25 protein-coding genes, 2 pseudogenes and 1 riboswitch are annotated in these 24,793 nt (G+C 72.1%); of the genes and pseudogenes, 8 read left to right on the top strand and 19 right to left on the bottom strand.

What is annotated here, in order from left to right; genetic code table 11:
* Window positions 1-37: 37 nt before the first annotated feature.
* The gene (locus tag C8250_RS06595; RefSeq protein ID WP_138357212.1) at window positions 38-1,000 is read left to right on the top strand and encodes a DMT family transporter; all 963 of its coding nucleotides are present in this window, start codon (window positions 38-40) and stop codon (window positions 998-1,000) included.
* Here C8250_RS06595 and C8250_RS06590 read toward each other — a convergent pair.
* Together C8250_RS06590 and C8250_RS06585 are read right to left on the bottom strand one after the other, a co-directional pair.
* Window positions 978-1,819, bottom strand: a pseudogene (locus C8250_RS06590) (alpha/beta fold hydrolase). The gene C8250_RS06595 and the pseudogene C8250_RS06590 sit on opposite strands and share 23 nt — an antisense overlap.
* A 188-nt stretch (window positions 1,820-2,007) precedes the next feature.
* A complete protein-coding gene (locus tag C8250_RS06585) occupies window positions 2,008-2,661 on the bottom strand; it encodes an NAD(P)-binding domain-containing protein (protein ID WP_138357211.1) in 654 nt (217 codons plus the stop codon).
* 352 nt (window positions 2,662-3,013) lie between these two features.
* Between C8250_RS06585 and C8250_RS06580 the strand changes: the two genes are divergently transcribed.
* Entirely contained in the window at window positions 3,014-3,787 is a 774-nt protein-coding gene (locus C8250_RS06580) for a GntR family transcriptional regulator (RefSeq protein WP_138357210.1), read from the top strand.
* Between the two features lie 84 nt (window positions 3,788-3,871).
* On the opposite strand, the gene C8250_RS06575 is transcribed toward C8250_RS06580, so the two are convergent.
* The 4 genes from C8250_RS06575 to C8250_RS06560 all read right to left on the bottom strand — a co-directional run bounded on the left by C8250_RS06575 (window position 3,872) and on the right by C8250_RS06560 (window position 8,000).
* On the bottom strand, window positions 3,872-5,029 hold the full coding sequence (locus tag C8250_RS06575; protein WP_138357209.1) for an ROK family protein: 1,158 nt from the start codon (window positions 5,027-5,029) through the stop codon (window positions 3,872-3,874).
* A gap of 128 nt (window positions 5,030-5,157) precedes the next feature.
* Window positions 5,158-5,712: a G/U mismatch-specific DNA glycosylase gene (mug, locus tag C8250_RS06570; RefSeq protein WP_138357208.1), complete on the bottom strand. Its 555-nt coding sequence runs from the start codon at window positions 5,710-5,712 to the stop codon at window positions 5,158-5,160.
* A complete protein-coding gene (purB, locus tag C8250_RS06565; RefSeq protein ID WP_138357207.1) occupies window positions 5,709-7,142 on the bottom strand; it encodes an adenylosuccinate lyase in 1,434 nt (477 codons plus the stop codon). Before purB ends, mug begins: the two co-directional genes overlap by 4 nt.
* 78 nt (window positions 7,143-7,220) lie before the next feature.
* Window positions 7,221-8,000 carry an SGNH/GDSL hydrolase family protein gene (locus tag C8250_RS06560; protein WP_138357206.1) on the bottom strand — a complete coding sequence of 260 codons (780 nt, stop codon included), beginning with the start codon at window positions 7,998-8,000 and terminating at the stop codon, window positions 7,221-7,223.
* 131 nt (window positions 8,001-8,131) lie between these two features.
* On the opposite strand from C8250_RS06560, the gene C8250_RS06555 reads away from it, so the two are divergent.
* Both C8250_RS06555 and C8250_RS06550 read left to right on the top strand, forming a co-directional pair.
* Window positions 8,132-9,337 (top strand): T4 RnlA family RNA ligase, encoded by a 1,206-nt coding sequence (locus tag C8250_RS06555; protein WP_244808997.1) that lies wholly within the window; start codon window positions 8,132-8,134, stop codon window positions 9,335-9,337.
* 5 nt (window positions 9,338-9,342) lie between these two features.
* Window positions 9,343-10,263 carry an AAA family ATPase gene (locus C8250_RS06550; protein WP_138357204.1) on the top strand — a complete coding sequence of 307 codons (921 nt, stop codon included), beginning with the start codon at window positions 9,343-9,345 and terminating at the stop codon, window positions 10,261-10,263.
* Here the strand turns inward: C8250_RS06550 and C8250_RS06545 are convergent.
* Window positions 10,248-11,762 (bottom strand): NAD(P)/FAD-dependent oxidoreductase, encoded by a 1,515-nt coding sequence (locus C8250_RS06545; RefSeq protein WP_244808996.1) that lies wholly within the window; start codon window positions 11,760-11,762, stop codon window positions 10,248-10,250. The two genes, C8250_RS06550 and C8250_RS06545, sit on opposite strands and share 16 nt — an antisense overlap.
* Complete coding sequence (locus tag C8250_RS43385) at window positions 11,759-11,953, bottom strand: hypothetical protein (RefSeq protein WP_232485508.1); 195 nt, start codon at window positions 11,951-11,953, stop codon at window positions 11,759-11,761. The genes C8250_RS06545 and C8250_RS43385 overlap by 4 nt, the downstream gene beginning before the upstream one ends.
* Before the next feature lie 160 nt (window positions 11,954-12,113).
* Between C8250_RS43385 and C8250_RS06540 the strand changes: the two genes are divergently transcribed.
* The gene (locus tag C8250_RS06540) at window positions 12,114-12,644 is read left to right on the top strand and encodes a universal stress protein (RefSeq protein ID WP_138357202.1); all 531 of its coding nucleotides are present in this window, start codon (window positions 12,114-12,116) and stop codon (window positions 12,642-12,644) included.
* A 27-nt stretch (window positions 12,645-12,671) separates the two neighbouring features.
* Here C8250_RS06540 and C8250_RS06535 read toward each other — a convergent pair whose 3' ends face one another.
* The 7 genes from C8250_RS06535 to C8250_RS06505 form a co-directional block, all read right to left on the bottom strand.
* Window positions 12,672-13,880, bottom strand: coding sequence for a phosphodiester glycosidase family protein (locus C8250_RS06535; protein ID WP_244808995.1), 1,209 nt, complete (start codon window positions 13,878-13,880; stop codon window positions 12,672-12,674).
* A 426-nt stretch (window positions 13,881-14,306) separates the two neighbouring features.
* Window positions 14,307-15,554: a flotillin family protein gene (locus tag C8250_RS06530; RefSeq protein ID WP_187144757.1), complete on the bottom strand. Its 1,248-nt coding sequence runs from the start codon at window positions 15,552-15,554 to the stop codon at window positions 14,307-14,309.
* A gap of 10 nt (window positions 15,555-15,564) precedes the next feature.
* Window positions 15,565-15,813, bottom strand: coding sequence for a hypothetical protein (locus tag C8250_RS06525; RefSeq protein WP_138354456.1), 249 nt, complete (start codon window positions 15,811-15,813; stop codon window positions 15,565-15,567).
* A 162-nt stretch (window positions 15,814-15,975) separates the two neighbouring features.
* Entirely contained in the window at window positions 15,976-16,722 is a 747-nt protein-coding gene (locus tag C8250_RS06520; protein WP_138354457.1) for a GntR family transcriptional regulator, read from the bottom strand.
* Between the two features lie 362 nt (window positions 16,723-17,084).
* Window positions 17,085-17,333: a hypothetical protein gene (locus C8250_RS06515; protein ID WP_138354458.1), complete on the bottom strand. Its 249-nt coding sequence runs from the start codon at window positions 17,331-17,333 to the stop codon at window positions 17,085-17,087.
* 34 nt (window positions 17,334-17,367) lie between these two features.
* Window positions 17,368-17,838 carry an Asp23/Gls24 family envelope stress response protein gene (locus C8250_RS06510; RefSeq protein WP_138354459.1) on the bottom strand — a complete coding sequence of 157 codons (471 nt, stop codon included), beginning with the start codon at window positions 17,836-17,838 and terminating at the stop codon, window positions 17,368-17,370.
* A 132-nt stretch (window positions 17,839-17,970) separates the two neighbouring features.
* Window positions 17,971-18,546, bottom strand: coding sequence for a CAP domain-containing protein (locus C8250_RS06505; RefSeq protein WP_244808994.1), 576 nt, complete (start codon window positions 18,544-18,546; stop codon window positions 17,971-17,973).
* A 108-nt stretch (window positions 18,547-18,654) separates the two neighbouring features.
* Here C8250_RS06505 and C8250_RS06500 point away from each other — a divergent pair, with 108 nt between their 5' ends.
* Window positions 18,655-19,104, top strand: a complete 450-nt coding sequence (locus C8250_RS06500) for a DUF5990 family protein (RefSeq protein WP_187144756.1) — start codon at window positions 18,655-18,657, stop codon at window positions 19,102-19,104.
* A gap of 16 nt (window positions 19,105-19,120) precedes the next feature.
* Here C8250_RS06500 and C8250_RS06495 read toward each other — a convergent pair whose 3' ends face one another.
* The 3 genes from C8250_RS06495 to metE form a co-directional block, all read right to left on the bottom strand.
* Complete coding sequence (locus C8250_RS06495; RefSeq protein ID WP_138354461.1) at window positions 19,121-19,315, bottom strand: antitoxin; 195 nt, start codon at window positions 19,313-19,315, stop codon at window positions 19,121-19,123.
* 113 nt (window positions 19,316-19,428) lie between these two features.
* A complete protein-coding gene (locus tag C8250_RS06490) occupies window positions 19,429-19,839 on the bottom strand; it encodes a hypothetical protein (protein WP_138354462.1) in 411 nt (136 codons plus the stop codon).
* 222 nt (window positions 19,840-20,061) lie between these two features.
* Complete coding sequence (gene metE / locus C8250_RS06485) at window positions 20,062-22,380, bottom strand: 5-methyltetrahydropteroyltriglutamate--homocysteine S-methyltransferase (RefSeq protein ID WP_138354463.1); 2,319 nt, start codon at window positions 22,378-22,380, stop codon at window positions 20,062-20,064.
* A 184-nt stretch (window positions 22,381-22,564) separates the two neighbouring features.
* Window positions 22,565-22,754: riboswitch (cobalamin riboswitch) on the bottom strand.
* Window positions 22,755-22,819: 65 nt separating this feature from the next.
* Here metE and C8250_RS06480 point away from each other — a divergent pair.
* Both C8250_RS06480 and cobF read left to right on the top strand, forming a co-directional pair.
* Window positions 22,820-23,065, top strand: a pseudogene (locus C8250_RS06480) (DUF4430 domain-containing protein); the annotation flags it as partial.
* An 81-nt stretch (window positions 23,066-23,146) separates the two neighbouring features.
* Window positions 23,147-23,935: a precorrin-6A synthase (deacetylating) gene (gene cobF / locus C8250_RS06475; RefSeq protein ID WP_138354465.1), complete on the top strand. Its 789-nt coding sequence runs from the start codon at window positions 23,147-23,149 to the stop codon at window positions 23,933-23,935.
* A gap of 12 nt (window positions 23,936-23,947) precedes the next feature.
* On the opposite strand, the gene C8250_RS06470 is transcribed toward cobF, so the two are convergent.
* Complete coding sequence (locus C8250_RS06470; RefSeq protein ID WP_138354466.1) at window positions 23,948-24,694, bottom strand: cobalt-precorrin-6A reductase; 747 nt, start codon at window positions 24,692-24,694, stop codon at window positions 23,948-23,950.
* Window positions 24,695-24,793 lie beyond the last annotated feature (99 nt).

Below are 24,793 nucleotides of genomic sequence, written 5' to 3'. Positions count from 1 at the left end.
CCTTAATCCGGACCGGTTCTCTTCATAGCGTCATCGCATGAACTCATTCCAGCGCCGTGGAGCGCTCCTGGCCGCCCTCGCCTGTGTCCTGGTCGGCGGCTCCTTCACCGCCAACGGCGCACTCGTCGACTACCCGCACGCCGGAGGCCAGGCGCTGCGGTACGGCATCGCCTTCGTACTGCTCGCCCTGCTCACGCTCAGAAGCACCAGTGACACGGCCGTCCGGCTGCGTGCGCTCACCGGGCGGCAGTGGCTGCGGCTCGCGGTGCTCGCCGCGACCGGCATGGTCGGCTTCAACCTCGCGGTGCTCGCCGCCGAGGGCAGCGCGGAACCCGCGGTGCCCGGCGTCCTGGTGGGCTGCGCGCCGATCGTCGTGGCGGTACTCGTGCCGCTGCTGGCCGGCCGGCGTCCCTCCCGCGCGGTGCTGGCCGGTGCGCTGCTCGTCGCGGGCGGGGCCTTCGCCGTCCAGGGATGGGGCGGCTCGGACACGGCCGGGCTGGTGTGGTCGGTGGCGGCGCTGGCCGGGGAGGTCGCCTTCGCGGTGGTCGCCGCACCGCTGGTCGGACCGCTGGGTCCACGACTGCTGTCGACCTGCGTCTGCGGCTTCGCCGCCGTCGAGGCCGGACTCCTCGGACTGCTGCTCGACGGGCGGGCCGCGCTGCGGCTGCCCGACACGGGCGAGGCGGTGGCGCTGGGCTGGCAGGCCGTCGTGGCGACCGTCATCGGCTTCATCTGCTGGTACGCCGGGATGCAGCGGATCGGCGCCGAACGCGCCACGCTCTTCTCCGGGCTGATCCCGGTCTCCGCGGCGCTGACCGCGCCGCTGGTCGGCGTGGGCACCTTCGGGCCGGGGCGGCTGGCGGGCAGCCTGCTGGTCGCGGCGGGTGTCGCGGTGGGCTCCGGAATGCTCGCCCGGCGCGCGCCGGGGGAACGGACCGGAGCCCTGACGGGCGGGGCGGCAGAGGCCCGGACGGCGGTCAGCGCGAGCCGTCGAGGATGACCCGGGCCACCAGTTCCGGGTCGTCGTTCATCGGCACATGGCCGCAGCCGGGCAGCCGGGCAGCCGGATCAGCCGGGCGCCGGGGATGGTGCGCTTGGCACGGATCCCCTGGCGACGCAGCAGGACGCGGTCCTGGGTGCCCCAGGCGATGGTCACCGGGACATCGGGGATGTCGTCGCTGAAGACGACGCCGGCCCGGCCCGCCGCCAGCGTGGCCTCGAATCCGGCGGCCTCCCGCATGGCACGCGTCTCGGCCACCACGGCCTCCGGCGAGCGCTGTCCGGGGCGGGAGTAGATCGCGCTGGTGAGCGCGGCGCGGCCGGCCGTGCTGCGGGCCATCCGCTGCACGGTGGTCGGCGGCAGCAGCAGGGCGCCGCGCCGCATCGCCCCCAGCACCGTGAAGGCGTAGCGCCGTTCCGACTCGGTCCAGAATCCGGCCGGGGACAGCGCCGTCACACTGCGCACCAGCCGCTCGCGGCCCAGGTGCAGGGCGACGAGCCCGCCGAGGGAGTTGCCCGCCACATGCGGGCGGTCGAGCCCGAGCGCGGTGAAGAAGGCGTCGAGCGCGGCGACGGCCGTCGGCAGGTCGCTGGGGACCGACGCGTGCTGAGCGGGGGACTGGCCGAAGCCGGGCAGGTCCACGGCGATGACGTCCCGCTCGGCGGCGAGCAGACCGGCCACCGGGTCCCATGCCTGCAGGTGGTGCCCGATGCCGTGCAGCAGCACCAGCGGCTCTCCCTCGCCGCGGCGCTCGTAGGCGACGAGAACGGGCGGGAGACCGGCGGGGGAGACCTCGACGAGGGAGGCGGTTCGGGGCATGGAGCGCTCCTGACCGTTGATAGACATGACGTCAGGAAGGGTATCGGGGAAGCCCGGGAACTCCTATGGGGCACCGTGAGTTCACTGGATACGGGCCGGTGTTCGCTGCCGGCCCGGCCAGCAGCCCCGACCGGGCGCCCCCGTCTCGGTCGGGGCCCCTCCCTCCCCGGTGGAGGGCGGGACAGCGGTCAACCGGCCCGCTGCAGTGTGACGTTGAAGTCGGCGTGCCCCAGGGCGCCCATGGCCTTCACCCACAGCAGCAGATAGGCCTCGGTACCGCGTGCCGACGTGATGCCGCCGAGGTCCACGACCCGCTCGCGCGGCCAGCCGAACTCCGCCAGCAGCGCGGCCGTCTGATCCTTCGCCGCCGCGTCCTCCCCGCTCAGGAACAGCACATGCTCACCCGGCACCCGCGAAGGATCCACCATCACCGCCGAGTTGACCGTGTTGAGCGTCTTCACCACCCGGGCCTCCGGAAACGCCCGCTGGATCCGCTCGCCCAGACTGTCCGAACCCACCGGGTCCAGGACCACTTCGCCGTCCGCGAACGCCAGCGGATTGGCGACGTCGACCAGCAGCTTCCCCGCGAGGTTCGCCGCACCCGCCGCCTCCAGTGCCTGCAGCGACACCATGCCCCCGGTGGCGTTGACGACGACCTCGCCGAAGGCCGCCGCATCCGCGAACGTCCCGTTGTGCCCACCGGGACCGGCCTCCTGCGCCCAGGCCAGCGCCGCCGCGTTGTCCTTCGTACGCGAGCCCAGCGTCACCTCGTGGCCCAGCGCGACGAGCTTGCCCGCGAGCGTCCGGCCGACCTCGCCCGTACCCAGTACCGCGTAACGCATCCGGTTCCCCTTCGTTCCCGCACCGGCCGCCACCGCTGTGGCGGCCCGGCCTCATTGTGGCTCCGCCCCCGCCGCCCCGCCTGGACATCGGCACGGCCGGTCGGGTGGTATCTGATGCGTGGGGAGCCGACGCTCCGTGACCGGCCGGCGCCCCTGTGGCGCGGCATCAACATCGCGTGAACGTCATGCGTACGAGGCGTCCCTGGTCAGGGACCGGAACGATGATTGGTCTTGACCAAGGGGGAGGCCCGCCCTATCGTCGCCTTAGTAGTGCAAGGACCTTTAATAAATAGGGGTTCCGAAACAAGGCTGAACAAGGCCCGCACAGGGCCCCAGCGATTGTGAGGACAGGGTGGGGACCACGCAGCTCGAGGCGACGCAGGAGGTTCAGGAGCCGAAGTACTGGCACCTGAAGACCGTGCTCAATGACGCGCTCGACTCCGAGTTCTCGGTGGGCGAGATCCTGCCCAACGAGCGTGACCTCGCCGCCCGTTTCGGTGTCGCGCGGGCCACGCTCCGCCAGGCCCTGGAGCAGCTCGAGCTGGAAGGCCGGCTGCAGCGCCGCCGTGGTGTCGGCACCACCGTCGCCCCGCCCCGCATGGGTGTGGCCGTCGGTCCGACGGACAACGCCTGGCCCGGTATCGGCAACGACACCTGGCGCACGGTCGGCTGTGCCGAGGCCGTCGCCCCGGCCGCCGTCGCCCGTCTCTTCGACAGCGCCGGCGGGGTCCCGGTGCACACCATCCGGCGCGAACGCGTCATGAACGGCCAGCCGGTCGCCACCGAACTGCTCTACGTTCCCGCCGAGTCGGTCCCCGGACTGCCCGGTCTGCTGACCCCGGCGAGCCACGCGCCCGCCGTGCTGCGGGAGCTGCAGCGGCTGGACCTGGAGGGCGAGGACCGCGCCGTGGAGCTGGGCTCGGCCCGAGCCGAGGACGCCAAGCAGCTCGACCGGCTGCCCGGTGCCCCGGTCCTCGTCGTCACCACGCGTTACTTCGCGGCCGGCCAGGTCGCCGCCGTCGCGATCTCCACCTACCGCGCGGACACCTGCCGGCTCACCTTCGGTGACACCGGCACCGTGGAGGTCACCCCCCACGAGGAGCAGGAGCGCCGCCAGGCGTCCTGAGCACACATCGTCGTACGCACATGAGCACCGGAACCCTGGGGGTTCCGGTGCTCATGTGCTGTCGGTCGGGAGGGTGCTTTCGGCTCAGCGCCGGGGGAGTGAGGTCTGCTCGACGGCGAACAACTGCTCCTCGACGTGGTCCAGCGCCAGCCGCAGCGCCCCGGTCGCGATGGCCTCCTGGCCCAGCGCCGACAGCGTCACCTCGGGCGGCCGCAGACAGTAGCGCGCCAGCTGGTCGCGCAGCGGCTCCAGGACGCCGTCCAGGCCCGCCGCCCAGCCGCCGATCACGACCAGCTCGGGGTCGAGAGCGAGCACCAGGGCCGCCACATCGTGCACCAGCCGCCGCAGATACCGGTCCACGGCCTCCTTGGCCTGCACATCGCCGCCCTTGGCGAGCGCGAAGACCCGGGCGACAGCCGACTCGTCCAGCGGGTGCAGCGGCGTCCCGGTGGTCGACAGCAGATGCTCCGGTGTCACCTCCTGCCCCAGCAGGTGCAGCGCCCCGATCTCGCCCGCCGCACCGCCGAAGCCGCGGTGCAGCCGGCCGCCGATCAGCGAACCGGCACCCGGGCTCAGCCCGGCCAGCACGAAGACCATGTCGTCGGTCCCCATGCCGACGCCCTTCCAGTGCTCGGCGACGGCCGCGACATTCGCGTCGTTCTCCACCAGCACCGGACAGCGGAACGACCGCTGCAGCCGCTCGCCGAGCGGCAGACCCGTCCAGCCCGGCAGCGCCGTGCTCAACCGCACCGCGCCGTCGGCCTCGACGATGCCGGGGCTGCCGACCCCGACCGCCCACAGCGTGCTGCGCGCCACCCCGCACTTGCGCAGCAGCTCGGCGACAGTGCCGCGGACCCGGTCCAGCCGGTCGTCCGCGGAAGCCGCCTCCGCCACGTCATGGCCCAGCGAGCCCAGCAGCTGGCCGCTGAGGTCGGACAGCACCGCACGCACCTGGTGCGCGCCGATCTCGATGCCCAGCAGATGGCCCGCCTCGGCGTGGAACCGGAAGCGGCGGGCCGGCCGGCCCTGCTTGCGGGCGTCACCGGGCTCGGCCGGGGCCTCCACCACCAGCCGGGACTCCGTCAGCCCCTCGATGACGCCCTCGACGGTCGGCCGGGAGAGGCCGGTGCTGTGCACCAGCTCGGTGAGAGTGGGGGTCTGGGACCCGCGCAGCGCGTGGAGGACCACCGCGGAATTGATCCGTCGCAGCAGGGATGGATCCCCGCCGGTGAGCCGCCCCAACGTATGTCCTCCCAGCCAGCGCGTGTATGTGGGCGGATCGTACCTGGCCAGCGGCCGCGCGGCGAGTGCCGTTGCAGCCGGCGCCGCGCCGGTCGCCGCCGGAGCATCTCCGGAGCCTCCCCAAGTCCCTAGCGGGCGCCCGGATCCGGGTCGTCGGCGGCCGCGCGCAGCCGTCCGAACTCCTCCGCCATGGCCGCGGCCGTCCAGTGGGCGTTGAGGCCGCTGGGGTTCGGCAGCGCCCAGATCCGGGTCCTGCCGATGGTCCGCTCCTGCGGACCGATCCGGGCGTCCTTCTCGCCGAAGGCCACCCGGTAGGCGGTGATACCGGCCACCGCCAGCCACGCCGGCTCCAGCAGCCGCACCTTGGCGTCGAGGATCCGGCCGCCCTCCACCATCTCCGCGGCGCTCAGCTCGTCGGCCCGCGCCGTGGCCCGCGCCGCGACATTGGTGATGCCGAGCCCGTACGAGAGCAGCTCCCGCTGCTCGGCGGGGAGGAGCAGCCGGGGAGTGAAGCCCGAGGCGTACAGCACCGGCCAGAACCGGTTGCCCGGCCGGGCGAAGTGATGGCCGGTCGCCGCGGACAGCAGCCCCGGATTGATCCCGCAGAACAGCACACGCAGGCCGCCCGCGACCACATCCTCGATGGTGCGGTCGCGGGCGGCTTCGAGTTCCTCCGGCGTCAGAGGATCGCTCCGGGCGCGTAAGCGGCCGCCTTCGGGTGCCGCTCGGCGACCTCGGCGATCCGCTGCACGACGGCCGCGACCTGTCCGGCGGCGGCACCGGTGAACGACAGCCGGTCGGCCATCAGCGCGTCCAGCTGCGCCCGGTCCAGCGGCATCCGCTCGTCCTCGGCGAGCCGGTCCAGCAGCTCGTTGCGCTCGGCGCCCTTCTCACGCATCGCGAGCGCGGAGGCCACCGCGTGCTCCTTGATGACCTCGTGCGCGATCTCGCGCCCCACACCCGCGCGCACCGCGCCCATCAGCACCTTCGTGGTGGCCAGGAACGGCAGGTAGCGGTCCAGCTCACGGGCGATGACAGCCGGGAAGGCGCCGAACTCGTCCAGCACCGTCAGGAACGTCTCCAGCAGACCGTCGAAGGCGAAGAACGCGTCCGGCAGCGCGACCCGGCGCACCACCGAGCAGGACACGTCGCCCTCGTTCCACTGGTCGCCCGCCAGCTCGCCGACCATCGAGGCGTAGCCGCGCAGGATCACCGCGAGGCCGTTGACGCGCTCGCAGGATCGGGTGTTCATCTTGTGCGGCATCGCGGACGAGCCGACCTGACCGGGCTTGAAGCCCTCGGTGACCAGCTCGTGCCCGGCCATCAGCCGGATCGTCTTGGCCAGCGACGAGGGGGCCGCGGCCAGCTGCACCAGCGCGGTCACCGCGTCGTAGTCCAGCGAGCGCGGGTAGACCTGGCCGACGGAGGTGAAGGCCCGCGAGAAGCCCAGGTGACCGGCGATCCGGTCCTCCAGCTCGGCGAGCTTGGCGGTGTCGCCGCCCAGCAGGTCCAGCATGTCCTGCGAGGTGCCGACCGGGCCCTTGATACCGCGCAGCGGGTAGCGGCCCAGCAGGTCCTCGACCCGCTCGAAGGCCACCAGCAGCTCGTCCGCGGTCGTCGCGAAGCGCTTGCCCAGGGTGGTGGTCTGCGCGGCGACATTGTGCGAACGGCCGGCCATGACCAGCTCGGCGTACTCGGCCGCGAGCTTCCCCAGCCGGGTCAGCACCGCGACCGTGCGGTCGCGGACGTGCTCCAGCGACAGCCGGATCTGCAGCTGCTCGACGTTCTCGGTGAGGTCGCGCGACGTCATGCCCTTGTGGACCTGCTCGTGCCCGGCGAGAGCGTTGAACTCCTCGATGCGGGCCTTCACATCGTGCCGGGTGATCTTCTCGCGCTCGGCGATGGAGGCGAGGTCGACCTGCTCCAGCACCCGCTCGTAATCGGCGAGCGCCTGCTCGGGCACCTCGATACCGAGGTCCTTCTGCGCCCGCAGGACGGCGAGCCACAGACGGCGCTCCAGCACCACCTTCTGCTCGGGGGACCACAAGGTGGCGAGCTCCGCGGAGGCGTAGCGGCCGGCCAGGACGTTCGGGATACGAGGCTTAGCAGTCACGTGCAGAGAGTCTACTGCGCGTCGGCGCAGGCCAGCGCCCCGGCCGGATCGGCCGCAGGAAGACCGTGTCGGCGCTGGTCAGCCCTGGTCGCCCGGGTACGGGAGCAGCTCGCCGCGCTTGGGCGGCATACCGTCGCCCGAGGAGCGGCCGGTCAGCCGCCGGCCGATCCACGGCACCAGGTGCTCGCGCGTGAAGCGCAGGTCGGCGCCGCGCCGCGTCACCCAGCCCGGCGGCACGGCGGGCGGCAGCAGCTCCGTCCAGTCCGACTCCGGCTCGTGGCCGAGCGCCTGCCAGACCGCCTCCGCCACCCGGCGGTGGCCCTCGGCGTTCAGATGCAGCCGGTCGTCGGCCCACATCTGCGGATCGCCGAGCACCCCCGACTCGTAGAGGTCGACCACGATCGCGCCGTGCCGTTCCGCGAGGGCGTCGAGGAACGCGAAGAGCTGCTCCATACGCGGCAGGAAGCGGGCCGCGACGGGTCCCCGGCGGATCGGGCTGCGCATGAGGACGAGCTGCCCGCAGTCGGGCGCCAGCTTCTCGACGGACTGCTCCAGCAGCGCGCAGACCGCGTCGACGTCGCACTTGGGCCGCAAGGTGTCGTTGAGCCCGCCGACCAGCGTGACGAGGTCGGGGCGCATCGCGGCGGCGGTGTCCACCTGCTCGTCCGCGATCTGCCGGATGAGCTTGCCCCGCACCGCGAGGTTGGCGTACCGGAAACCGGGGGCACGGGCGGCGAGGCGCCCGGCGACCAGGTCGGCCCATCCCCGGTACGAACCGTCCGGGAGGGCGTCGGACATTCCCTCGGTGAAGGAGTCGCCGACCGCGACAAAACTGGTGTACGTGGCATTCATCTGCATGGCGCGGGCGATCCTACCCGCCACCGGGCGGTGTCCGCTGCGCGACCGATGATGATCAATAATTCGATCGCACGAACCAGCGATACCGGTCACGCTGCATCAGACACCCCATGACCCGACCAGGAGCAGCCGTGACCGACCTCGAAACCCTCGTCAAGCCCGAAGACCTCGTCGCGGCCATCGAGTCGGGACACGTCTCGCGCAAGCAGCACCCCGAACTGCCCCTCTCGATCTACACCTACACGCGCACCTGCCAGTACGAGCGCGCCTGGAACGCCGTCACCACCCGCTGCCGCGGTCTGGTGGCCGACGACGAGACCGGTGCGATCGTGGCGTGGCCGTTCGAGAAGTTCTTCAACGTCGGGGAGCACGGGCTCGGGCTGCCGTACGCGCCGGCACTGCCCGTCGAGCCGTTCGAGGTGTACGACAAGGTCGACGGATCGCTCGGCATCGTCTTCCACTACGACGAGCGCTGGCACGTCGCCTCCAAGGGCTCGTTCACGTCGGAACAGGCCACCTGGGCGACGCGGCGGCTGCGGGCCGCCGACACCGGCGCGCTCGACCCGCGGAGCACCTACCTCGTCGAGATCCTGTACCCGGAGAACCGCATCGTCGTGAACTACGGCGAGCGGCGCGACCTCGTGCTGCTCGCGGCGTACGCGCACGACGGCACCGAGCGCGTCCTCGGCGAGGCCGCGGTGGAGTGGCGGCCGATCGGCTCCGTGGTCCGTAGCTGGCCCGCGCCCGAGCTGGCCCGGCTGCTCGAGATGACGGCCGACAACATCCGGATCGACGGTCAGGAGGTCACCGGAACGGACGCCGAGGGATACGTCCTGCGGTTCGCCTCCGGGGTGCGGACGAAGGCCAAGACCGCGGACTACGTGCGGCTGCACAAGGTCATCACCGGTGTCACCGAACGGGACATCTGGCGCAGCCTCGGCATCCAGCGGTTCGCCGACCGCGACCCCAAGCGGCTCACCCAGATCCTCGGCTGCCGGCCGCAGGAACTGGCCGCCTACGCGGCGAGCGGCACCGGTCCGCTCGACGCGCTGCTGGAACAGGTCCCGGACGAGTTCGACGCCTGGGTGCGCGGCATCGTGGAAGGTCTCGAGGCACAGGCCGAAGCGCTGGCCGCGAGCGCCCGGGAGGAGTTCGCGGCCCTCGCGCCGCTCGGCCACGACCGGGCCGCGTTCGCCCGCGCCATCCAGCGGATCAGCGACCGGACGGTGCGCGGCACCATGTTCCAGCTGCTCGACGGACAGAACGTCGATCTACAGTTCTGGCGGGCGATCAAGCCTGGCCCCTCCGACCCTTTCGCGAACGACGAAGAAGGCTGAACCCGATGCCCACCGTGCACGTCATGACCGGTCTGCCCGCCTCCGGGAAGACCACCGCCGCCCGCAAGCTGTGCGCCGACTCCGAAGGCCTCGTCCGGCGTGTCAACCTCGACGACCTGCGGGTCATGCTCGGTGACGGCGGCAGTGGCGGCGGCCGGCAGTGGTCGCACGAGCACGAGCAGACCGTCCTCGCCATCCAGGACGCCGCCGTGCGGGAGACGGTCGCCGCCGGTTTCGACGTCGTCGTCGACAACACCCATCTGACCCCGAACATCCCCAAGCGGCTCAAGGCCGCCGTCGGCGGCCTGGCGGTCTTCGTCGTGCACGACTTCACCGATGTGCCGATCGAGGAGTGCCTGCGCCGCGACGCGGCCCGCGCCAACCCCGTGGGTGAGGAGATCATCCGCATCCTGGCCGACAAGCACGCCAAGTCCACCCGAGGCGGCTGGCGGCTCACCGACGCCTGGATGAACGACACACCCGCCGTCCAGCTCTACACCGCGGACACGACCCTGCCCGACGCGGTGATGTGCGACATCGACGGCACCCTCGCGATCAACCAGAACCGCAACCCGTACGACTTCAGCCGCTGCGAGCAGGACGGCCTGAACACCTCGGTGCGCGACGCCCTCGTCGCCTTCCAGAAGGCGAACGGCGACCGGATCGTGCTGCTGTCCGGCCGCGGTGAGGAGTTCCGCGCCCAGACCGAGGCCTGGATCGCGGCACACGACGTGCCCTGCGACGAGCTGTGGATGCGGCACGCCGGTGACACGCGCCGCGACGACATCGTCAAGGCCGAGCTGTTCGACGCGCACGTCCGCGACCGCTACAACGTGCGCGTCAGCCTGGACGACCGCGACCGGGTCGTGGCGATCTGGCGCCGGATGGGCCTGCCGACCTGGCAGGTCAACTACGGGAGTTTCTGAGCCAGGGGCTCGGTGGCCGGCAGGCGGCTGAACCGGACGCCCGCGTCCTCCAGCGGGCCGTGCCGCAGCATCAGGATGTCGCGCGGGTAGTTCTGGTACAGCCGCCAGGGCGCGGTCGGGCCCTGCTTGGGCAGCGCGGCTGCGCTGCGCCGCACATAGCCGGACCGCAGGTCGATGAGGGGCTCCAGGGGCAGCGACGGCTCCGGGGCCAGCGGGGTGCAGGCCCGGTATCCGTGCGCGGCCATGTGGTTGAGCAACCGGCACACGTACTGGCTGACCAGGTCGCACTTGAGCGTCCAGGAGGCGTTGGTGTAGCCGAGGGCGAGGGCGAAGTTCGGTACGCCGGAGAGCATCATGCCCTTGTACGCGACGGTTCCGGCGAGGTCGATCTCCGTGCCGTCGACGGCCAGTGTCATGCCGCCGATGGCCAGCAGGTTGAGTCCGGTCGCGGTGACGACGACGTCCGCGTCGAGCTCGGCGCCGGACTCCAGGCGCAGGCCGTTCTCGGTGAAGGTCTCGATGCGGTCCGTCACGATCGACGCCCGGCCGTCGCTGACGGCCTTGAACAGGTCGCCGTCCGGGACGAGGCACAGTCGCTGGTCCCACGGGTTGTAGCGCGGGGCGAAGTGCGTGTCGATGTCGTAGCCGAGCGGGAGCTGCTTCCGTACGCCCTTGCGCAGTACGGCCTTGAGCAGCCGGGGCGCACGGCGGCTGAGCTGGAAGCTCAGGGTGGCCAGCAGGACGTTCTTCCATTTGATGGCCGGGTGGGCGGCCTTCGCGGGGAGCAGCCGGCGCAGCCGGTCGGCGAGGGCGTCGCGGGACGGCATGGACAGCACATAGCTCGGTGAGCGCTGCAGCATCGTCACGTGCCCGGCCGTGGTCGCCATCGACGGCACGAGGGTGACGGCGGTGGCGCCGCTGCCGATGACCACGACGCGCTTGCCCGCGTAGTCGAGATCCGCCGGCCAGTGCTGGGGGTGCACGATCGTGCCGGTGAAGTCCCCGGTGCCGGGGAAGTCCGGTGTGTAGCCCTGGTCGTAGCGGTAGTAGCCGGAGCAGACGAACAGGAACGCGCACGTCATCCGGACCGTGTCGCCGGTGCCGGTGCGGAGGACGTGCACGGTCCACAGCGCCTGTTCCGAGGACCATTCCGCGCGCACCGCGCGGTGGCGGAAGCGGATCGCGCCGTCCACTCCGTGCTCGCGGGCGGTGTCGCGGACGTACTCGCGGATCGCGTCCCCGTCGGCGATCGCCTTGGCGCCGGTCCAGGGCCGGAACGTGTACCCCAGCGTCTGCATGTCGGAGTCCGACCGGACGCCGGGGTAGCGGAACAGGTCCCAGGTGCCACCGATCGCCTCGCGGGCCTCCAGGATCGCGAACGTCCTGTTCGGGGTCTCCCGCCGGAGATGGCAGGCGGCGCCGATCCCGGACAGGCCGGCACCGACGATCAGCACGTCGACGTGTTCCGCGGGCGCGTCGTCACCGATCGGGGGGTTCACGCACCCGGCTCCGAGCGGGAGAGCGCCGCCGCGGGGAGGGACGGCTTCGGCCGGCGTGGTTCGCGGACGCCGGCGGGCGGCGGACCGCCGGGACCGCCGCCGCCCGGCCGCACCCGGCGCCGGAACCGTCGCAGCAGGGCCACCAGCGGAATGATCGGCAGGGCGAGCAAGAGCCATGGGTTCCTGGTCATCTGCTTCATCTGCATACTCCGACACTCCGCTCACCGCCCGGCGTGCGCCATAGCCCTTACAGGCTAAGGGACGCCGCTCCCGCTGAGCCGGCCGTCGCTGTGGCACTGTGAGTGGCGCCGCAGACGACCGGAAGTCCGACGACCGGAGGCCCGACGACCCGTGACCACGATTATTTGGATCACCGAGGGCGCTTGGCAGGCGACCGTGGACGCCGCCCGCTCACACGTTCCGGACACGGCCGAACTCACCCTGCTCCATGTCACCGGTGACGACGTCGAGGCCGCCGCGCACGGCGCGTTCGCCGGTCTGCTCGGCCGCGGTCACCGCGAGCGCGATCCGGGCGACTATCTGGAGGCGCTGTCCGCGACGGCCGGCGCCGAACTCCTGGAAGCGGCGGCCGACCGGCTCGGCCGGCCCGCGGCCCGGCTGCAGGTCCACGGGCGCATCGCTCGGGAGGTGGTCCGGGCGGCGGAGGGCGCCGAACTGCTGATCTGTGCGCGGGACGGCGACCTCCACCGGCTGGGGCCGCGCAGTCTGGGGCGCGACGGCCGTTTCGTCGTCGACCACGCGCCCTGTCCCGTCCTGCTGGTGTGGCCCGAACCCGCCCCCGGTCTCGGCTCGATCCCGCCCCCGCCGACCGGCCCCCCGCCGCCGCATCCGCACCACGGTCCGGAGCACCACGGGGCGTGAGCGTGTCTGTGCGGTAGGGCGGTGGCGTCACGCGGAGGAGATCACGCCGATCCCGTTCGGCACCGGGCGTTCGGGCACGCCGGACGGATGGTTCCGCACCGTGCTGTGCGCGGCGCCCGGGGGCCGGGTGACGAGGGTGGACGAGCCACCTCCGTCGAGATCGACGGCGCCGTCGGCTCCGAGGGCGCGTAGCAGGCGGGCCAGTTCGCCGAGGGTCAGTCCGTCGTCGTGCTCGGCGCCGCTGTCCAGGGCCAGCAGGTACAACCGGCGGCCTTGGCCGCTGAAGCCGGCGGCGGTCCGGGTGGCGGCGGCGGTCTCGTCGAGGCCGTCGAGCGGGACGCCGCCGCGCAGCACCGGATACCCGCCGATCGCGAAGGCCAACGGGACGCTTCCGGTGGCCCGGAGGCGGTGCCGGACGGGTACGGGGTCACCGATCCGCAGCCGGCGCAGTGCGCGGGCGCCGGCCTCGCGCCCCACCAGGACGACCGACCCGCGCGGGACGACGCCTTCGCCCAGGGTGGCCGAGGCCGAGGTGACGCGACCGTGGTGCACCGTCACTTCGTAGGGGTCGGTGCCGCAGGCGGCGGCGCGAACGTCGTTGGTTCCGCAGCTGGCCCGTGCGCGAGAGGCGGGTCCCCAGGCGGAGGTGTACGCACCGATGCCATCCACGGGCAGTGCGTACTGGTTGAAGCCGGCGAGCTCCCAGGTCCCGGCCGGGGTGACGACGGCGCCCCGCAGCCGCAGCCGGTCCAGCCGGGCAGCCCCGTCGGCTCCGATGCCCAGCACGTCCTCGTCGGTGGCTCCCGGCACCAGCGCGGGCCCGTAGCGCTGGCCGTCCGGAACAGCGGCCTTGAGCGGTCGTCCGTCCGCGACGGCCGGGCCTACGGTGGAACCGGTCGGCCGCACGCCCGGATGCTCGACCTCGGTGATGTCGAAGAAGTCGCCGTTGACGGCGGCGACCGCGCCGCGCGCGTCGGCCAGCCGGGACACCGGTGCCCGGATGCCGGTCACCGCGCCACTCGTGCCGGGCCGCAGCAGCTCGATCTTCACGCGCGCGTCGTCCAGATCGACCGTCAGGAGGTGGCCGTGCGCGGTTCCGTGGGACGCGGTCACCGAGAACGTCTCGTACCGCACGCCGGGCGCCAGATGTGCCGCGTTCGAGAGCCGCAGGCCCGGATCGGCGTCGGCGCTCCCCGGCGCCGCCACGACGAGCAGGGCGCTCCAGACGGCGGTCACCACGACCGCCGTACGTAAGCGGCGCCCGGGCCGGGAGTGACCGCGGGAGCCGGATGGACCGGCGGGCAGGCGCGAGGTGGCGCGGAGCATGGGCCGGACCTTTCTTGCCTGTGCGACGACGCGTGTGTGCTGACACGTGCTCGGTGACACGTGCGGTGACGTGCCGCGGTGACAGCGGCCGTTGCCGCCTGGGGGAGTGGCCACCGCAGCCGGTCGGGCGGAGGACGGCGGACCGCTCGGTCCTTCTTCCCGGTCAGGGCCACCGGCAGCCGCGTACGCCGTTCCGTTCCCGCTGTTGGCGTAGCGCACCCGACCGTCCTGCCGTGCCGGACATGCCGAAGGGACCGGCGGACGGGGGCCCAACCCCTGTCCGCCGGTCCCTTCGTGGAGCTCCGGCCGCGCCGGTGGCGCGCTGCCTCCCGGGCGCTAGTCGATCGTGATCGGGCCGTCGGTCGGCTTGTCCCGGCCGGTGTCCTTCTCTGTGTCCTTGTCTGTGGGCTTCGGCTTCACCGGTTCCGTGGGCCCGGCGGCCGGCTTCAGGTAACCCTGCAGCTCGAGCAGGCCGTTGTCCTTGCCCGGACGGGGGTACTCGGTGGAACCGCTCAGGTTCTTCCGAACCGAGTCCAGGATGGTCAGCCCCTGGCCGACCAGTCCCGCCGCGATCTCACTGAGGCCGTCGGCGCCGTTGAGGACGTTGACATTGGCCCCGGCGAGGCCGCCGGCGGCCTCCTTGACGATCAGCGGCAGCTGGTCGATCAGCATCCGGTCCAGTGCCACCCGGTCGTACGAGGCCGCGGCCTCGGCCTGGATCTTCATCCGCTCGGCCTCGGCGATCGCCAGCACCTTGATCCGCTCGGCCTCGGCCTCGGCGGGCTTCACGATCTCGGCCCGCAGCTGCTGCTGCCTGAGTTCGGCCTGGCGGTGCGCCAGTTCGGTCTGGGCGATGAGCACTTCCTGCTGCGCGTGGGCCATCGCCAGCGGGCCGGCCTGCGCGGACTCCGCCTGCGCGCGGTCCACCTGGGCCGAGTACTCGGCCTTCACCACGGCGGTCTGCCGGGCGTACTCGGCCTGGTTCCGTGCGGCCACCTGCTCCGCCTCGACCGAGGCCTGGGTGGCCTGTGCCTGGGCGATCTGGGCCTGCCGCTGGATGGCCGCCTTGTGCGGTGCGGCCATCGCGGCGATGTATCCGGTGTTGCCGTCGTCGATCGACTGGATCTGCAGCGAGTCGACGGTCAGCCCGATCTTCGCCATCTCGGTCTTGGAGGTCTCCAGCACCTCGGTGGCGAGCTTCTGCCGTTCGGTGACGATCTCCTCGACCGTCATCGAGCCGATGATGGAGCGCAGATGACCGGCGAAGATCCGGCCGGTCAGTACCGACATCTGGTCCTGGTCGGAAAGGAACCGCTGGCCGGCGTTGACAATGCTCTCCCTGTCGTTGCCGACCTTGAAGGCGATCACGGCCCGGACCGTGAGCGCGATGCCCTGCTTGGTCACACAGGTCTCGGCGACCTCGGCCTCGCACATCGCCAGGGTGAGGAAGCGGGTCTTGCGGAAGACGGGGAGCACGAACTTTCCGTGGCCGGTCACCACGCGGAACGGCGCACCTTCCAGTCCCCGCCTGCCGCCTGAAATCAGCATCGCCTCGTCGGGGGCGGGAACGCGATAACCGAACATTTCGTCTCCTTTAAGGGGCGTCGGTGACGCCGCCCAACGCATCCAGGGGATCTGCCCACTCGATGACGCCGACCTGCCGGGTCCCGCGGGACTCGATGACGAGCACGGTCGTCCCGCGCGGCAGGGGCTCCTCGGACCAGGCGAGGAAGGTCTCGGTTCCTCCTCTGACGCGCACCAGGATCTCGCCGGGTCCGGCGGATCCACGCGTGGCGATAAGAAGCTCCCCCGTGCAGCCGATAACGGCCTCGTCCTGCGCCATTGCCGACTGCCCCTTCGTCGTAGTGGTCCTGGGATATTGACCATAGTCCTCATGCCGGCGGCGGCCTATCCTCGGGGACCCGGTGGGTCGCATACGGGGAGGTCCGAGCGGGTCGGGGCCCCTGCGGAGGGCGTCCGGGACGGAGCTCGTGGTGCCCGCCGGTCAGGTGCCGGGCAGGGCGAACTCATAGACGAGTTGGGCCGGGCCGGGTGGCAACTGGAGGTCGGTGACTTCCAGGACGCGGCCGTGCTGATCCGCGATGGTCCGGCGAATGGTCAGCTTCGCCTGGTCCGGGGCGGCGGGCCGGGGGTTGTGGACCGGGGTGAGATCGATGGTGTCGCGCCGGTGGGGGCGCAGATCGGCGTCGATCATCCACTGGTACAGGCCGCGCAGGTTGCCGCGGTGCGGCTCGGGCGAGGCGCGGCGGTGCTCGGCCAGTCGCGGTATCTCGGCGAGCGCGACCGGTGAGAAGTACGACGTCGCGTTCGCCAACTGGGCCCCGGGCGCCTGCTCGACCCGCTGGTGGACGAGGGTGGGGGTGCCGGGGGTGAGGCCGAGCAGGCAGGAGATGTCGACCGGGGCGGGCGCGGTGCGCAGAACGCCGAAGTCGTCGTCGATCCCTTCGGGCGTGACGGGCGCCGTATCGATCAACTGGCCCGGCAGCGCAACCGGGACGACCGCGGCGCGGGTGCCTCTGCGTCCGGTGGTGACCATGCGGCGGTCGCGCAGGAGCTGCAGGGCCTGGCGTACGGTCTGCCGGTTGACGCCGAAGCGGTCGGCCAGCAGACGCTCGGCGGGCAGTCGGTCTCCCGGGGCTATGCGGCCCTTGTCGAGCTCGGCCTGGAGCTGGTCGGCGATCCGCTGGTAGAGCGGACGTGCGGGCGGGGCGGAGCGGGAGGAACGGGGCACAGCGGGTGATCCCTTCCCATCGGGAGTGACGCATGGTGATCGCACATGTGAGATCCGTTCCCCATATTTATCATTGGTCTATACCTGTCGCGAGCATTACTCGTCAGTACGCCAGGTATTGGCGCGAACTCGCAGTTACCGGACCCGATCCGCGGCGCCTCGCGGTTTGTCAGTGATTGAGCATGGCGAAGCCGGACCCCCGCAAGGTGACCAGCACATTGCCGAGGGCGTAAGGGACGGTGCGCCTCCGGACGCAGGTCCGGCCGTGCGCACGTTCCGTAAGGTTCGCGGCTGGGGTTGAGAGCGCGTGCCGGCCGGGACAGCGCCGGGGAACCCCTCGGCGCCGGCCCGTACCGAACCGTTCAGCGCAGGCGGTCGCCGTCCCGGTCGCGGGTGCGGCTGCTGGTACCAGTGCCGCTGCGGTCGCGGCTGCGGTCGCTGCTGCGGCTCCGGAAGAACTCGTCGGGATCGAGGTCTCCGTCGATGAACTTCCCTGCCACGAAGCCGATGGCGCCGAGCGCCGCCACAAGCAGGAACGCACCGAACCCGCCGAACCACCCGGCGAACGCCAGGGCCATTCCCACGCCCAGGCCGACCAGTGCCGTGTTCATCGTCCGCCCACCGTCTCCCGCGCCGGTCCGCCGCTCACTGGACCCGCTGCTCCCGCTCGTCCTCGTCGTCCTCTTCGTCCGGCAGCTTGACGTCGCCGATCGCGATGTTGACCTCGACGACCTCGAGCCCGGTCATCCGCTCGACCGCGGCGATCACGTTCTCCCGCACCGCGTTGGCGACATCGACGATGGACACGCCGTAGTCGACGACGAGGTCGAGGTCGAGAGCGGTCTGCGTCTCGCCGACCTCCGCTTTCACCCCGCGGGTGACGGACTTGGCGCTGCCCGGCACCCGGTCGCGCACGGCACCGAAGGTACGGGAGAAGCCGGTGCCCAGGGCGTGCACGCCCACGACATCGCGGGCGGCCAGACCGGCGATCTTCTCCACCACGCCGTCGGCGATGGTGGTCCGGCCGCGTGATCCCGCATCGCCGCGCGCTGGCGTCTTGCTCCCGGGGTTGGGGCGATCCGGTTCGGGCTTGGTCCGCGCTGTGCTGTCGCTCATGATGAGTCGTCCCTTCGTTGGGCTGCTCTACGTCCCACGCTAAGCACGGGTCACCGCCACCGCGCGCGGAGAGCGGCCCGGGGGCGGTCGGGGGACAGCCGGGGGGCGTCGCTCCGGGGGTGCCGGCCCCGGTCAGCGGGCGGCGAAGTCCTGGGTCCACCATGGACCGTTCGGGCGCATGCTCACGCCGACCCCGATCTCCTTGAACGCGCAGTTCAGAATGGTGGAACGGTGGGCGGCGCTCTTCATCCACGCGGCCATGGCCGCCCGCGGGTCCTTGGCGCCCTTGGCGATGTTCTCGCCCCACCGCGTCCACGGGTACCCGGCGGAGGTCAGCCGGGCGCCGGGGTCCTTGCCGTCGGGTGTCGCGTGCTCGTAGTAGTCACGGGCGGCCATGTCGTCGGAGTGCGCCTGGGCGGCCGCCGCGAGTTTCCCGTTCGCCGTGACAGGCCCGCAACCGTGTTTCAGGCGTTCCACGTTGACGATCCCCACGACCTGCTGGGCCCGCCGGTCCGTGCCGGCCAGGGCGGTACCCGCGCCGGTCGGGGCGGTACCCGTGACGGCCGGGCGCGGGGCCGCCGCAGCGCTGTGACTCCCCACCGCGCCGACGATGAGGCCCGCGGCCACCAGCCACGCCGAGGTGTGTGACCGGTGCCGCCGGGGCGGTTCGACGGGAGGCGACGGCGGGGACCCGGAGTCGGGGTTCACGGGGCGTACCTTCCGGGGTCTGTCAGTGGCTCGCCGTACGGTGGACACGTCGTGTCCGGGACGCACGGACGAGGATCCGGTGAGGGCCGAGGACTGAGGGCTGAGGCGATGGCAGAGGTACTCGTGCGGATCGTGGGCCGGGAGCTGCCCGGGGCCGCCTGTGGCGACCACAAGGACGTCCACGTCGGGATCCAGCGGGGGTCGGTACCGGACGCCGTGGTGTCGGCGGACGCCGCTGAGGTGGTCTTCGAGACCGCCGTCACCCTGCTCACCGCGCCGGACGGAACGGCCGACTTCCGCGGGCCCCATGTCCAGGGCCGCCGCGGCGGCCGGTTCCTCTATCTGATGTGGGGCGAACAGCCGCCCGGCGGAGCGTTCGCGATGTTCCGCCGGGCCAAGCTCCACCTGGGCGACATTCCGGCCGAGAACCTGGCGGCCGCCCGCGCCGGAGGCGGCTGCCTCCGGGCGGACCTGGGACTGACCGACGGCTTCGGCCTGCCCCTGTGCGCCTCGGTTCACCCGCCCCGGGTGACCTGGAGCGTGGTCGCCGGTCGCTGACAGGTGCGCCGGCCGGCTACTTGCCCGCCTCGTCGGTGGGCGGACGCGTGCCGCCGATCTGCTCGTTCAGTTTCTCCTGAGCCATGTCGACCTGGCCGCTGTACTTGTTCTGGGTCTTCTGGTCGACGACGTCGCCGGCCTTCTCGACACCCTGCTTCGCCTGATCCTCGTGACCCTTGAGCATGCCTTTGATCTTGTCGAGCATGGACATGTCGGACCTCCTCGCGTGATGGACAACACCTTCAGGATCTACGCAGAGGACAGGGTTCGCATTACGGGCGATCTACGGCGGGCCGGCCGGCCCGCCCGGCCCGGCTCCGGCGCTCAGGCCGAGTGGACCGCCACCGCCAGCACCAGCAGGACGGTGACGACCGCGCAGATGCCGTGGGCGACGACCGCCGTCACGGGAAAGTGCCGCTCGGCGGTCCGCTCGGCGTGCGCATGGCGCCCGGGGCTGGGAAGCCAGCGGAACAGCATCATCAGGCCCAGGGACGCCACGACGAGCACGACGCCGCAAGCCGCCCACGCGGAGGCCATCAGGTCGCCGAAGAGGAAGACCGTCCACGCGGCCAGGCCGACCACGGCCAGCAGGATGTGCCCCAGGATCAGCGAGACCGGTAACCGGGTGATGCCGGCCTCGCGCTGCCGCAGGCCACCGTGGCGCAGCCAGATCGTGAACAGGTACGCCCCCAGGGAGGCGGTGAGCAGCCAGACGCCCAGAGCAACAGAGCCCATTCCCCCGCACCTCGTTCGATCGCTGTCCCGTGCCGCGTCCACGACGGTCGGCGCGGCGCCGCGCCCCCATCAGAGCGCCCCTCCGGATGCGGCCCGGGACAAACATTCCTTGCTTAACCCGAAAGGATGAACCGGGACGGTCCCTCACGGACCGGCGGGAGGCACTGCGCTAGCGCGTGGCCGGGCCGGACACCAGGGGTGCCCGGCCCGGCCACGGCCGCGTCAGGAGGACGCGCCGGGCAGCGTGCTCCGGACCTCGCGGGCGGCGGTGACGAGGTTCTCCAGGGAGGTTCTGACCTCCGGCCAGCCGCGGGTCTTCAGACCGCAGTCCGGGTTGACCCACAGCCGCTCGGCGGGAATCGCCTCAAGGCCCTTGCGGAGCAGGGCCGCCGCCTCCGCCGCGCTGGGGATCCTGGGGGAGTGGATGTCGTAGACACCCGGACCGACCTCGCGCGGATAACCGGCGGTGGCCAGTTCGCCCGCGACCTGCATGTGAGAGCGGGCGGCCTCCAGGCTGATGACGTCGGCGTCGAGATCGTCGATGGCCTGGAGGATGTCACCGAACTCCGCGTAGCACATGTGGGTGTGGATCTGGGTGTCCGGACGGACCCCGCCGGCGGTGAGACGGAAGGCCTCGGTCGCCCAGCCGAGGTACTCGGCATGCCCGTCGGCGCGCAGCGGCAGCGTCTCGCGCAGCGCGGGCTCGTCCACCTGGATCACCGAACTGCCCGCCGCCTCCAGATCGTTGACCTCGTCGCGCAGGGCGAGCGCGACCTGGCGGGCGGTGTCGCCGAGCGGCTGGTCGTCACGGACGAAGGACCAGGCCAGCATGGTGACGGGCCCGGTGAGCATGCCCTTGACCGGGCGGGCGGTGAGGGACTGGGCGAACCGTGTCCAGCGGACCGTCATCGGCTCGGGGCGGGAGATGTCCCCGGCGAGGATCGGCGGCCGGACGTAACGGGTCCCGTAGGACTGGACCCAGCCGTGCTGGGTGGCGAGGTAGCCGGTCAGCTGCTCCGCGAAGTACTGCACCATGTCGTTGCGTTCGGGCTCGCCGTGCACCAGGACGTCGATGCCGGCCTTCTCCTGGAAGGAGAGGACCTCGCGGATCTCGGTCTCGATACGGGCGTCGTACGCGGCGGTGTCGATGCGCCCCGCCCGCAGATCGGCCCGTGCGGTGCGCAGTTCGGTGGTCTGCGGGAACGAGCCGATCGTGGTCGTCGGCAGCAGCGGCAGCCCGAGGTGGGCGCGCTGGGCAGCGGCCCGCTCCTCGTAGGACTGGGAGCGGCGGGCGTCGCTGTCGGTGACGGCCGCGGCGCGGGTCCTGACCGCCGGGTCGTTGGTGAGGGCGGAACCGGCCCGGGACGCCAGGTCGGCGCGGTTGGCGGCGAGTTCGGCCGCGATCGTGTCGGTGCCCTGGGAGAGCCCGCGCGCCAGGGTGACGATCTCGGTGGTCTTCTGCCGGGCGAAGGCCAGCCAGCGGGCGATCTGCGGGTCGATGTCGCGCTCGGCCGTGGCGTCCAGCGGGACGTGCAGCAGGGAGCAGGAGGAGGCGACGTCGACCCGTTCGGCCAGCCCGAGGAGCGTGCCGAGGACGGACAGCGACTTCTCGTAGTCGTTGATCCAGGTGTTGCGGCCGTTGACGACGCCCGCCAGCAGGCGCTTGCCGGGCAGCCCGCCGACGGCCGCGAGGTCGTCGAGGTTGCCCGCGGCGGGACCGGTGAAGTCCAGCGCCAGCCCGTCGATGGGCGCCTTGGCGAGGATCGGCAGGGCCTCGCCCAGCCGGTCGAAGTAGGACGCGACCAGCAGTTTCGGCCGGTCGGTGAGACCGCCCAGCACTCGGTAGGTGCGTGCGGCGGCGTTGAGTTCACCCGGGGTGCGGTCCTGGACCAGGGCCGGCTCGTCGAGCTGCACCCACTCGGCTCCGGCGGCGAGCAGATCGCCGAGCACCTCGGCGTACACCGGCAGCAGCCGGTCGAGGAGCGTCAGCGGTTCGAAGTCCGCCGCGACGCCGGGGGCGGGCTTGGCGAGCAGCAGATAGGTGATCGGACCGACGAGCACCGGGCGCGCGGTGAGGCCGAGCGCGAGTGCTTCCTTCAGCTCGGCGACCTGCTTGGTGGAGTCGGCGCTGAAGACGGTGTCCGGGCCCAGTTCGGGCACCAGGTAGTGGTAGTTGGTGTCGAACCACTTGGTCATCTCGAGCGGCGCGACGTCCTGCGTGCCGCGGGCCATGGCGAAGTAGCCGTCCAGGGCGTCGGCGGCGACCGCGGCGCGGTGCCGTGCGGGAATCGCGCCGACCATGACGCTGGTGTCCAGGACGTGGTCGTAGTACGAGAAGTCGCCGGTCGGGACCTCCTGGATGCCGGCGTCCGCGAGCTGCCGCCAGTTGGTGCGGCGCAGCGCGGCGGCGGCGTCCCGCAGGGCGTCGGCGCTGACGTCGCGCTTCCAGTAGCCCTCGATCGCCTTCTTCAGCTCCCGGTTCCGGCCCTGCCGGGGGTAGCCGTGCACGGTGGAACGTGCGGTGGCGGACGTGCTGGTCATGGAACTCTCCTTCGCGAGTGTCTCCCATAGGACCCCGGGAGAATCGACGGCGCGAAGGGAACACAGACCGGACGGGATCACGTCACTGAAGCGCCGGAACGCCGCACGTGCCCGTCTGATGTGTACTCCGACCCGCCCTCGAGGTCTCCGGAATCACCGTGCGCCGTTGGGGGCGCGCGGGCAGTGGCAGGTCTTCGGACTCGCGGGCACGTCTCGTACGGACACGAGACACCTACTGGCCGTCGCTTCCCAGATCCCGGCTCGGGTCCCAGTGCGTATGACGGCGGTCGTTCCCACTCACCGCTGCGGGGCAGTCCCGGAATTCCACCGGGTTCCCTCTTACGACGCACCTGTCTGGCGGACAGGGCGAACCAGCTGCACCGTCCAGCCTATGGCCAAAAGGGCGGCCGGGTCAGCATTGTTCAGCCACCGGACGGTGAGCCCGAGCCGGGTCGCGACCCCGACCGCGGCGCTCGACGACGCGGCGAGACGGGCGCACTTCTCCTGGGACGGCACCTGGTACCCCTCGTTCGACGACTACGCGGTCAGTCGCACAGCCGCCGGCACGGCGGGTGCCAGTGAGTACCGGAACATCTCCGTCAACGGCACGCCGACCCCCGTGGGCGGCTGCCAGTTCCGTATCAGGACCGGTGACAAGGTCGTCTTCACCCTGACCGCGTTCTGACCCCCGGCCCGCCGGGGGCGGCAGCCCGCAGGCCGCCCCCGGCGGCGTCACGCCCCGACCGCATGGTGCAGACTCGATGCCGTGAGGAAGATCTTTGTCATCGGTATCGGCGCGGGCGACCCGGACCATCTGACGCTGCAGGCGGTCAAGGCGCTCAATCAGGCCGACGTGTTCTTCGTCCTGGACAAGGGCGAGGAGAAGTCGGACCTGGTCCAGCTGCGCCACGACATCATCGAACAGCATGTGACGCGTCCGCACCGGCTGGTGTCGGCCCAGGACCCGGACCGGGACCGTACGGCGCCGTCACCGGTCTACGCGTCGGCCGTCGGTGACTGGCGCCATCGCCGGGCCGACATCTACGAGCACTTCATCACCTCGGAGCTGGCGGACGACGAGTGCGGCGCCTTCCTGGTGTGGGGCGACCCCGCCCTGTACGACAGCACTCTGGGCATCCTGGAGGACGTGCTCGGCCGGGGGACGGTCGCGTTCGACTACGAGGTGATCCCCGGCATCAGCAGCGTCGCGGCGCTGGCCGCCAAGCACCGGACCGGGCTGAACCGGCCCGCGCGGCCCGTGCAGATCACCACCGGCAGGCAGCTGGCCGCGGGCTTCCCCGAGGGCGCCGACGACGTCGTCGTCATGCTCGACGCGCACCAGGCCTTCGCGCACCTTCCGGACGGCGGTGACGACGTCACGATCTACTGGGGCGCGTACCTGGGCACACCGGACGAGATCCTCGTCGCGGGACGGCTGCCCGACGTCTCGGAGCGCATCCAGACGCTGCGCGCCGAAGCCCGTGCCCGCAAGGGCTGGATCATGGACACCTATCTGCTGCGCAGGACGCCCGCCGGCGACCGGGACGACGCCTGACCCGGCTGCGGGCTACATCAGTACGGCGCGCAGCCACGCGGCCGCTTCCTCCGTGGTCGCCGCCACGGGCACCCCGCCGGGCACCGGCGGGCGGCGGACGACGACGACCGGAATGCCGGCCTCGCGGGCGGCGGTGAGCTTCGCCGCGGTGGCCGGTCCGCCGCTGTCCTTGGTGACGAGGACGTCGATGCGGTGGCGGCGCAGCAGTTCCGTCTCCCCTTCGAGGGTGAAGGGCCCCCGGTCGAGCAGGACTTCGGAGTGCTCCGGAAGCGGTGGCCCCGGGGCGTCGACCGAGCGGACGAGGAACCACAGACCGGTCGTTCCGGCGAAGGCGGCCAGCCCCGACCGGCCGGTGGTCAGGAAGATCCGCCGGCCCAGTCCCGGGAGCAGCGCGGCGGCCTCGGCCAGGGATTCCGCGGGATGCCAGTGGTCGTCCGGGCCCGCCACCCAGCCGGGCCGCCGCAACGCGAGCAGCGGGACCCGGGCGGACGCCGCCGCCTCCGCGGCGTGGAAGCTGATGGTGCCGGCGAACGGGTGGGTGGCGTCGATCAGCGCGTCCACCGCGTGCTCGGCCAGCCAGCGGCCCAGCGCCTCGGTGCCGCCGAACCCGCCGATCCGTACCTCGCCGGCGGGCAGCCGTGGTTCGGCCACCCGCCCCGCCAGCGAGCTGGTCACCCGCAGCGCGGGATCGGCGGCCAGCGCCGCCGCGAGCCGGCGCGCTTCCGTGGTGCCGCCCAGGATGAGCACATGTCGTGTCACGTTCGCCGTTCGCTTCCCTCGCGGGGCTGGTGGGCCCGCCGTGCCGCGGTGGGTCCGGCGGGGGACGGCGTCGCAGTTTATCCGTCATGCAGGGCACTG

This window comes from Streptomyces sp. So13.3 (genome assembly GCF_005860785.2).
Lineage (GTDB): Bacteria > Actinomycetota > Actinomycetes > Streptomycetales > Streptomycetaceae > Actinacidiphila > Actinacidiphila fildesensis.
Note: the sequence above shows the minus strand (reverse complement) of the source record. Positions and strands in the feature narration are given on the sequence as shown.

What these genes read in the sequence shown, in the direction of transcription:
- C8250_RS06595 (WP_138357212.1), top strand. Translation starts at nt 38, where the DNA reads ATGAACTCATTCCAGCGCCGTGGAGCGCTCCTGGCCGCCCTCGCCTGT.
- C8250_RS06585 (WP_138357211.1), bottom strand. Translation starts at nt 2,661, where the DNA reads ATGCGTTACGCGGTACTGGGTACGGGCGAGGTCGGCCGGACGCTCGCG.
- C8250_RS06560 (WP_138357206.1), bottom strand. Translation starts at nt 8,000, where the DNA reads ATGCAGATGAATGCCACGTACACCAGTTTTGTCGCGGTCGGCGACTCC.
- C8250_RS06550 (WP_138357204.1), top strand. Translation starts at nt 9,343, where the DNA reads ATGCCCACCGTGCACGTCATGACCGGTCTGCCCGCCTCCGGGAAGACC.
- C8250_RS43385 (WP_232485508.1), bottom strand. Translation starts at nt 11,953, where the DNA reads ATGACCAGGAACCCATGGCTCTTGCTCGCCCTGCCGATCATTCCGCTG.
- C8250_RS06530 (WP_187144757.1), bottom strand. Translation starts at nt 15,554, where the DNA reads ATGTTCGGTTATCGCGTTCCCGCCCCCGACGAGGCGATGCTGATTTCA.
- C8250_RS06525 (WP_138354456.1), bottom strand. Translation starts at nt 15,813, where the DNA reads ATGGCGCAGGACGAGGCCGTTATCGGCTGCACGGGGGAGCTTCTTATC.
- C8250_RS06515 (WP_138354458.1), bottom strand. Translation starts at nt 17,333, where the DNA reads ATGAACACGGCACTGGTCGGCCTGGGCGTGGGAATGGCCCTGGCGTTC.
- C8250_RS06510 (WP_138354459.1), bottom strand. Translation starts at nt 17,838, where the DNA reads ATGAGCGACAGCACAGCGCGGACCAAGCCCGAACCGGATCGCCCCAAC.
- C8250_RS06500 (WP_187144756.1), top strand. Translation starts at nt 18,655, where the DNA reads ATGGCAGAGGTACTCGTGCGGATCGTGGGCCGGGAGCTGCCCGGGGCC.
- C8250_RS06495 (WP_138354461.1), bottom strand. Translation starts at nt 19,315, where the DNA reads ATGTCCATGCTCGACAAGATCAAAGGCATGCTCAAGGGTCACGAGGAT.
- C8250_RS06490 (WP_138354462.1), bottom strand. Translation starts at nt 19,839, where the DNA reads ATGGGCTCTGTTGCTCTGGGCGTCTGGCTGCTCACCGCCTCCCTGGGG.
- metE (WP_138354463.1), bottom strand. Translation starts at nt 22,380, where the DNA reads ATGACCAGCACGTCCGCCACCGCACGTTCCACCGTGCACGGCTACCCC.